Below are 7,548 nucleotides of genomic sequence, written 5' to 3' on the forward strand. Positions count from 1 at the left end.
GGTTTCAGCTATGCCGACGTGTCCGCGCGGGTGAACATCAGCAAGGCCAGCATCCACCACCATTTCCCCAGCAAGGCGGATCTGGTGCGGACGGTGGTGGAGCTGTACCGGGCAGAGGCACGGGAAGGCCTGGCGCTGCTGGACCGGCAGCTGGGCGATCCTTTGTTGGCGCTCAACGCCTACGTGGATTACTGGTCCAGCTGCATTGCCGGTGGCACCYCGTCGTTCTGCATCTGCGCGATGCTGGCGGCCGAAGCGCCGATGATCCCCGACGAGATTGCCGATGAAGTGCGCGGGCATTTCGAGGATCTGAGCGGCTGGCTGACGATCACGCTGGAAAAGGGTGCGGCGCAGGGGCAGCTGAGGCTGCAGGGCACGCCTGCCGATGAGGCCAAGGCGTTCATGGCCTCGGTGCACGGCGCGATGCTGGCCGCGCGTGGGTTTGGTGATGCGGCGACGTTCGCGGCGCTCGCACGGTTGTCGATTGCCCGGCTGGTGCCGGCGGTCTGAATGTTTCGACGAAGGCCTGCGTGGAGCGGGCCTTCTTTTTGCCCATGAAGCCTACCTACTAGTAGGTTCAAAACTCCAGCAGAGGTCGCCATGAGTCATCCGCTTTCTTCCTTGGGCATCGTGCACACCGCGATCAGCCTGGTTCTCATCGCTGCCGGCCTGTTCGGTTTCATCCGGTATCGGGCCATTGATCCGGCTACACGCGCCGGCAAGCTCTATCTGCTGGGGTTGGTGCTGTCGGTGGTGACCTCGTTCACCGTCTCCAGCACCGGGGGCCTCAATCCTGGCCACGCGTTTGGTGTGGTGATTCTGCTGATTGCGTTCGGTGGGGTGTTGGCGGCTCGGTTGCGGTTCCTTGGGCGATTGGCACCCTATCTGTCCACGTTCGCGCTGTCTTTCAGCTTCCTGCTGTCGCTGGTGCCAGGCGTGAATGAAACGCTGACACGCTTGCCGGTGGCGCACCCGATTGCGCCTGCACCGTTGGCGCCGGTGATCCTGCAGACGTTGCTGGGGTGCGCGGTGGTGTTTGCGGTTGGATTCGTGGCGCAGTGCTGGCGGATACATGCGGGCAACGCACGCGCACGCGTCTGACGCTGCAAGGGACAGTCCGGATGATCAGTCCGCCAGCGGCGCTGGTGCGTCTTCGCCGTAAGTGGCGTAGGCGCTGCCACACGTCGCGTGTGCCGCCGCATTGGCAGGCAGGCCGGTGGCCTTGATGCCACGCCGGGAATTGCCCGCGAGCACTTCCACGTAACGCTCTGCTGCCATCGTGCCGTCGGGCAGAACATAGAGCAGCACGCGCTGCAGGGTGGATTGGCCATCCAGTGGCTGTGGCTGGCGGAATGCAGGAACCTGCACGCGTGCGCGATGCCATACCTGCGGTGCGGCGGYAGTCTGCCAGCGAGCCTGCAACGGCTGGTCGAAATTCAACAGCGCGACGCCGGTGGTGTGGTTGGACGCCGTGCACGCGGCGGGGGGCGCAGGAATGGGCGCGATGGCGTCGTCGCCGATGTCCAGCGTCGCGCCATTGATTTCCAGGCGCACGATCGGCGCGGCGCCGTAGTTGTGCGTCTTGAACTGCACCAGCCCTTCCACGCGGCTGCGCTCGAGCTCGTATTCGGTAGCGCCGGCCAGACGCGCCAGCGCGGGGGCAACCTCGACGTGGTCTGCATAGTGGTAGTAGAGGTGCACGATGCCTGGCCCGCCCGATGTGCCCCACACGCGGGTGAGCGCTGTGGTATCCGGATAGGACTGGCGACGCAGGGGCAGGGTGCTTGCAGTGCCTTCGGAAGGCGCGCCATAGCGGTAGCGCTCGATCCCGGGCTTCAGCCGAGCGTTGTCGTAGGGGAAGGCGCTGTCTGCATCGGATTGCGCGTTCGGATAGCGGTGGAAGGCAACGAAGTGCTCGGGGGTGTCGCCTTGCATGGGCTGGTCCGGTCCCGCGCCGGAGTAGGTGGCGGCATAGGGTGAGGTGTCCAGCCACAGTGCATGGCCACTGAGGTTGATGTGCGCTTCTGCGATGGCCGCACGCGAGCCACCGGTGGCGGTATCCAAGCGCCCGCGCAGTGAATCACCCAGCGGATAGATGAGCAGGGTGAGGACAGTGGGCACGAACATCAGGGCATGCACCCGGCCCGGCACGTGCCCGCGCTCGCGCACCATGTAGCGGCCCCAGGCCAGCAGGAGCAGCACCAGCAGCGGCACCCCGATCCACAGCGCAAGGGTGATCAACGCCACCACGCCCCAGCCGAGATTCGGGGTGCAGACCGCGATCAGGCCAAGCGCGGCGAGCAGGCTGGCCAGGACCAGCGAGACGCCGATACCGAAGCGGTAGTTCCTGTACGGGGTAGCAGTCATTACCGTTCCATCGGCAGGCCAGGGCGTGCCTGCATCTTGCCGGTTGGGTGGCTGCGTGGAAAGACGGAGGTGCTGTCAGCAACCCACCAGCCGGTCGGCGCTGAGGCCACTGCGGTGCTGGTTGCGGTATTCGATAGGGCTGGCGTCGACCATGCCGCGGAAGTGCCGGCGGAACGATTCCTGCGATCCGAACCCCGCCTGTTCGGCCACCCATTGCAGCGGACGGTCGGTGGTTTCCAGCAGTTCGCGTGCGTAGGCCACGCGTTCGCGGATGAGCCAATCGATGGGCGACAGGCCGGTGGCTTCGAGGAACTGCCGCTGCAGGGTGCGCTGGCTGAGTGCGGCCTGTTCGGCCAGGCTGCCCAACGAATGCGGCTCGCGCAGGTTGCGGCGCATCCATTCCATCAGTTTCGCCAGCCGCGTGGGCTCGCCCAGCGGGATCGCGCGGCTGACCCGCTGGCTGCGTTCGGCATCGCGCCAGGGTGCCAGCACCAGCCGTTCGGCCACCAGATTGGCCACGCGCGCGCCGTAATCCTTGCGCACCATGTGCAGCATCATGTCCATGCCGGTAGCCGAGCCGGCCGAGGTGATGATGCTGCCGGCGTCCACGTACAGCACATCGTCGCGCACGTGGATGCGCGGAAATTCGCGCGCCAGCGTTTCGGTGAGGCGCCAGTGGGTGGTGGCTTGGCGGCCATCGAGCAAACCGGCCCAGGCGAGCACGAATGCACCGGAGCAGATGGACGTGATGCGTGCGCCGCGCGCGTGGGCGCGGGTGAGGGCATCAAGCAACGCCTGCGGCGGGCGCTCGCTGGGTTCGCGCCAACCGGGAATGACGATGATGTCGGCGTCGTCGACAGCGCTCAGATCGTAGGGCAGTTGCACCTGCGCGCTGCCGAGCATGCGCAGTGCACCGGGCTCGCCAGCGCAGAGCTGGGTGCGGTACCAGGCCACGCCCAGTTCAGGGCGGATGGGTGCGAACAGGCCGACCGCGCAGCCGAATTCGAACAGGCCCTGGCCGTGGCAGGCCACGATGGCGACGGTGGGCGCGGTCGGATCGGCAGACAGGGTGGGCATGGCTTGATGCTACCGACGCAGGCACGTGCCGCTGAGTGGCGCGCGGGCATGAGGTGATGCCCGCAGGGTATATGGAGACCGGGGTCAGATCCTTTCCGCAGGAAGGGCTCTGACCCTGCGGATTCGCGTGTATGGGGTCAGAGCCCTTTCCTTTGGAAAGGGATCCGACCCGGTGTGTGCAGGCTGCGTAAGGTCATTACCAGCGGTCATGTGGCTGGCGCGATGTGACGGTCACATGACGCGATATCCGCTGTTACGTGTTGGGCGTGGGCTCTTGAATGGAGGCGTGTCTCCGGCCCACCCCCACGAGCCCCCATGCCTGCTGCCCACATTCCTGCGCTGTCCACGCTCACCGATCGACGTGATTTCCGCCGAGGACCTGGCCGCTACCGGCCAGGCCAACCTGCTGGAAGCGCTGCAGCGCAGCCTGCCATCGCTCAGCCAGATCGGCGGTTACCAGAGCGACCAGGAAAGCCTGATCCGCGGTTACCAGCTGCGCAACCTGTCGCCGGGTTACACGCTGGTGCTGGTGAACGGCAAGCGCCGCAACGCCAGCGCGTATGTCAGTGGCGCCAACGGTGGCGGCTATCCCGGCCACGCCTGGGCCGATCTGGCGCTGATTCCGGTGTCGGCCATCGACCATGTGGAGGTGCTGCGCGACGGTGCTTCGGCCATCTATGGTTCGGACGCGATCACCGGAGTGATCAACGTGATCCTGAAATCGCAGGCGCACGGTGGCGATGTGTCGGTGGAGAGCGGGCAGAGCACCGATGGCGACGGCAGCCGCACCAGCGTGCGCTCCAACATCGGCCTGCCGTGGGGTGAGGATGGCTTCATCAACCTGTCCGGCGAGAGCACGCGCCAGCACCATGCGATCCGTACGCGGCGCTACATCGACGGCTACCTGAGTTATCCCGCCGTGGATGGCAACGGCAACCTGGTGGCGCTGCGTCCAAACAACCGCTTGCCGGCTGGAGCGACGCCGAACCCGGCCGAGGCCGGGCGCGATGCCGAGGCCAACATCATCCTCAGCTCGCCGTCGTATGCGCTCAAGGCCTTCGCGGTGAACGTGGGCCATGGCCTGGGCGAGAACGCCCAGTTCTACGCCAATGCGACCGCCAGCGACCGCACCGCGCAGGCGATCCAGAACTTCCGCCTGCCGGCAACGATCTTCACCACCTACAAGGCGCCGGGCGTGCTGAGCGTGTTTCCCGATGGCTTCCTGCCGGTGCTGGAAACCAAGGAGAAGCAGTACACCGGCACGGCTGGGGTGAAGGGCCAGGTTGCGGGGTGGGACTACGACTTCAGCCTGACCGGCAACCGCAACACGGTGCGCACCTACACCCGCAATTCGGTGAACTACTCGCTGCCGTACCCGGGCTCGCCGACCGACTTCTATGACGGCAAGCTGGATTACCAGCAGGGCATCGCCAACCTTGATCTGCGTCGCGGCTTCGAGGTGGCGGCCTTCGCATCGCCACTGGAAGTGAGCGCCGGTGCCGAGTACCAGCACGAACAGTACGAACGCGGGGCAGGGCAGTGGGAGTCGTACACTGGCTTTGGTGCGGCTGCCTTTGTTGGCTACTCCACTGCCGATGCGGTGAAGGCCACCCGCAACAGCAAGGCGGTGTACGCCGGTGCAGCGACCAACATCACGTCGCGCTGGTACCTGGACGCCGCCGCGCGCTGGGAAGACCACTCGGACTTCGGCACGGTGTCGACCGGTCGGTTGACCACGCGCTTCGACGTCACCGATGCGCTGGGCGTACGTGCCACGGTCAGCAATGGCTTCCACGCGCCGAGCCTGGGCGCGCAGTTCTACCAGGCCACCGGCAGCTGCCCGTGCGGTACCACGCTGGTGGCGCAGGTCGCTTCGCCGGCAGCAGTGGCGCTGGGCGCTACGCCACTGAAGCCGGAGAAGGCCACCAACTACAGCCTCGGCGTGACCTGGGACCCGAGTCCGGCCTTCCATCTGGCGGTGGATGCGTACCAGATCGACATCCGTGGCCAGCTGGGCCAGTCCAGCCAGATCGGCTACAACGCGCAGGACCCGGCGCGGGTGACCGACAACAGTGGCACCGTGCTGACCGCCGCGCAGAAGAACACCATCGATGCGCTGCTGGGCACGGCCGGCATCAGCATCCTGCCCGGTGATGCGTTCTATGCCAGCTACTTCACCAACGTGGGCGACACCCGCACGCGCGGCGTGGAGCTGACCCTGGAGGCGAACCAGGAAACGCAGTGGGGCAAGCTGCGCTGGAGCTACGCGGCCAACGTGGGCCGCACCACCATCCAGAAAGTGAGTGCGATTCCGCAGGCGTTGCAGGGGCTGCCGAACATCAACCTGCTGACCAAGTCGAGCGAGTACGCGCTGCGCTTCCGCACGCCGTCGTACACGCAGGTGGCGGGGCTGGGTTGGCAGAACGGGCGCTGGCGTTCGAACGTGGACTTCACTTACTACGGCCCGATCAAGCGCCTGAACAACGGCGTGGAGTACAAGCAGCCGCCGGTGCTGGTGACCAACCTGTCCGGTGGCGTCGAGCTGGGCGCGGGCTGGAGCGCGGCGCTGGGCATCAACAATCTGTTCGACAAGCGCACCCGCAAAGTGCCCGCGTACGCACGCAGCGCCACCGATGTGGCCAGCATCGAGACCACCTGGGACAGCGGTGATGTGCTGAGCAACGTCGGGACGTTCTGGTACGGGCGCGTCAATTACCGGTTCTGAGGTTCATGTGAAACGTCGCCGGGCATGGCCCGGCGCTACCGAGGAGGGGTCATGTCTTCTGCATTGAAGGTGGTTGCATTGGTGGGGTCGCCGACCAGTTCGGCGACGTCGCGCACGTTGCTGCTGGTGCGGCATCTGCTGGAAGAACTGCGCGAGCGGGTCAACATCAGCGTGGAGCTGGTCGAGCTGGCGCCGATCGCGCGCTCGCTGGGGCAGGCGCTGCAGCGTAGTGAAGTGGAGCCGCAGGTGGAACGCGCGCTGGCCACGATTGAGTCGGCGCAGCTGCTGGTGGCGGCCACGCCGGTGTATCGCGGGTCCTATCCGGGCCTGTTCAAGCACCTGATCGACTTCATCGGGCTGGACGCGCTGGTGGATACGCCAGTGCTGCTGGCGGCTACCGGTGGAAGTGAGCGCCACGCGCTGGTGATCGACCATCAGCTGCGTCCACTCTTCAGCTTCCTGCAGGCGCATACGCTGCCGATCGGGGTTTATGCCACGCCGGCCGACTTCGACGGCGACCGGATCAACAGCGCTGCACTGCAGGCGCGCATCCAACTGGCGGCCGAGCGTGCTGCTGGACATGTAGCACCCTTGGCGGCGGTGCTGCCTGCGCCGCTGCGCAGGATCGCCTAGGACGTGGCGGTGCAGCTGCGGCACCTGGCGTTCCTCACGCCGGGAAGCTATCTGCCGGAACAACCACGCGCAGGCCTGGACGCGACGTTGGCGCTGATCGCGTTTGCCGAACAGCTGGGCTATGACGGCGCGTGGGTGCGCCATCGGCACCTGGAGCCAGGCATCAGCTCGGCAGCGGTGTTCCTGGCGGCGGCCAGCCAGCACACCACGCGCATCGAACTGGGCAGTGCGGTCATCCAGCTGGGCTACGAAACACCGTTCCGCCTGGCTGAGGACCTGTCATTGCTGGATGCGCTGGCAGGTGGCCGGCTGCAGGTAGGCGTCAGTACTGGCGCGCCGCCGCACGGGGAGCTGGTAGGGCCTTTGCTGTACGACAGCGACCCTGCGCGCATCGACTTTTCCCATGGCCGGGTGGCGCGGTTGCTGGAAGCGCTGCGTGGTGAACCGTTGGGCGCCGCCGATGCCGAAGTCGGCAACGCCGCCACGCGCTATCGCCCGCGTCTGCAGCCACATGCGCCGGGGTTGGTGGACCGGGTCTGGTATGGCGCTGGCTCCCTGCAGTCGGCGCGTTCTGCGGGTGAGCAGGGGCTGCATCTGCTGTTGGGCAACGTCAACCGTGCCGAGCTGAGTGATGACTTCTTTGGCGCCCAGCTGCAGCACCTGCAGGCCTATCGTGCGGCATTGCCAGTGGGCAGTCTGCGCCGGGTGGCGGTGGGGCGGGTGCTGGTGCCCACCGAGGGTGTGGA

General features: G+C 66.5%; 7 protein-coding genes. 5 read left to right on the forward strand and 2 right to left on the reverse strand.

What is annotated here, in order from left to right; translation table 11 throughout:
• Together AC1VAN_RS14245 and AC1VAN_RS14250 are read left to right on the forward strand one after the other, a co-directional pair.
• On the forward strand, positions 1 to 510 hold a 510-nt coding region (locus AC1VAN_RS14245; RefSeq protein ID WP_480986032.1), incomplete at its 5' end, for a TetR/AcrR family transcriptional regulator.
• Positions 511 to 600: 90 nt separating this feature from the next.
• A complete protein-coding gene (locus tag AC1VAN_RS14250; RefSeq protein ID WP_442251999.1) occupies positions 601 to 1,101 on the forward strand; it encodes a hypothetical protein in 501 nt (166 codons plus the stop codon).
• A 24-nt stretch (positions 1,102 to 1,125) separates the two neighbouring features.
• On the opposite strand, the gene AC1VAN_RS14255 is transcribed toward AC1VAN_RS14250, so the two are convergent.
• Together AC1VAN_RS14255 and AC1VAN_RS14260 are read right to left on the reverse strand one after the other, a co-directional pair.
• Positions 1,126 to 2,367 carry a hypothetical protein gene (locus AC1VAN_RS14255; protein WP_480986033.1) on the reverse strand — a complete coding sequence of 414 codons (1,242 nt, stop codon included), beginning with the start codon at positions 2,365 to 2,367 and terminating at the stop codon, positions 1,126 to 1,128.
• A gap of 75 nt (positions 2,368 to 2,442) precedes the next feature.
• Positions 2,443 to 3,444, reverse strand: coding sequence for a helix-turn-helix domain-containing protein (locus AC1VAN_RS14260; protein WP_080148995.1), 1,002 nt, complete (start codon positions 3,442 to 3,444; stop codon positions 2,443 to 2,445).
• A 319-nt stretch (positions 3,445 to 3,763) separates the two neighbouring features.
• Here AC1VAN_RS14260 and AC1VAN_RS14265 point away from each other — a divergent pair, with 319 nt between their 5' ends.
• The 3 genes from AC1VAN_RS14265 to AC1VAN_RS14275 form a co-directional block, all read left to right on the forward strand.
• The gene (locus AC1VAN_RS14265; RefSeq protein ID WP_480986035.1) at positions 3,764 to 6,169 is read left to right on the forward strand and encodes a TonB-dependent receptor plug domain-containing protein; all 2,406 of its coding nucleotides are present in this window, start codon (positions 3,764 to 3,766) and stop codon (positions 6,167 to 6,169) included.
• A 51-nt stretch (positions 6,170 to 6,220) separates the two neighbouring features.
• Entirely contained in the window at positions 6,221 to 6,802 is a 582-nt protein-coding gene (gene msuE / locus AC1VAN_RS14270) for an FMN reductase (protein WP_442252002.1), read from the forward strand.
• A gap of 3 nt (positions 6,803 to 6,805) precedes the next feature.
• On the forward strand, positions 6,806 to 7,548 hold a 743-nt coding region (locus AC1VAN_RS14275; protein WP_480986034.1), incomplete at its 3' end, for an LLM class flavin-dependent oxidoreductase.

The organism is Stenotrophomonas sp. 05L44_2 (assembly GCF_056665995.1).

Coding starts and splice junctions, on each gene's coding strand:
- AC1VAN_RS14250 (WP_442251999.1), top strand. CDS start 601: ATGAGTCATCCGCTTTCTTCCTTGGGCATCGTGCACACCGCGATCAGC.
- AC1VAN_RS14260 (WP_080148995.1), bottom strand. CDS start 3,444: ATGCCCACCCTGTCTGCCGATCCGACCGCGCCCACCGTCGCCATCGTG.
- msuE (WP_442252002.1), top strand. CDS start 6,221: ATGTCTTCTGCATTGAAGGTGGTTGCATTGGTGGGGTCGCCGACCAGT.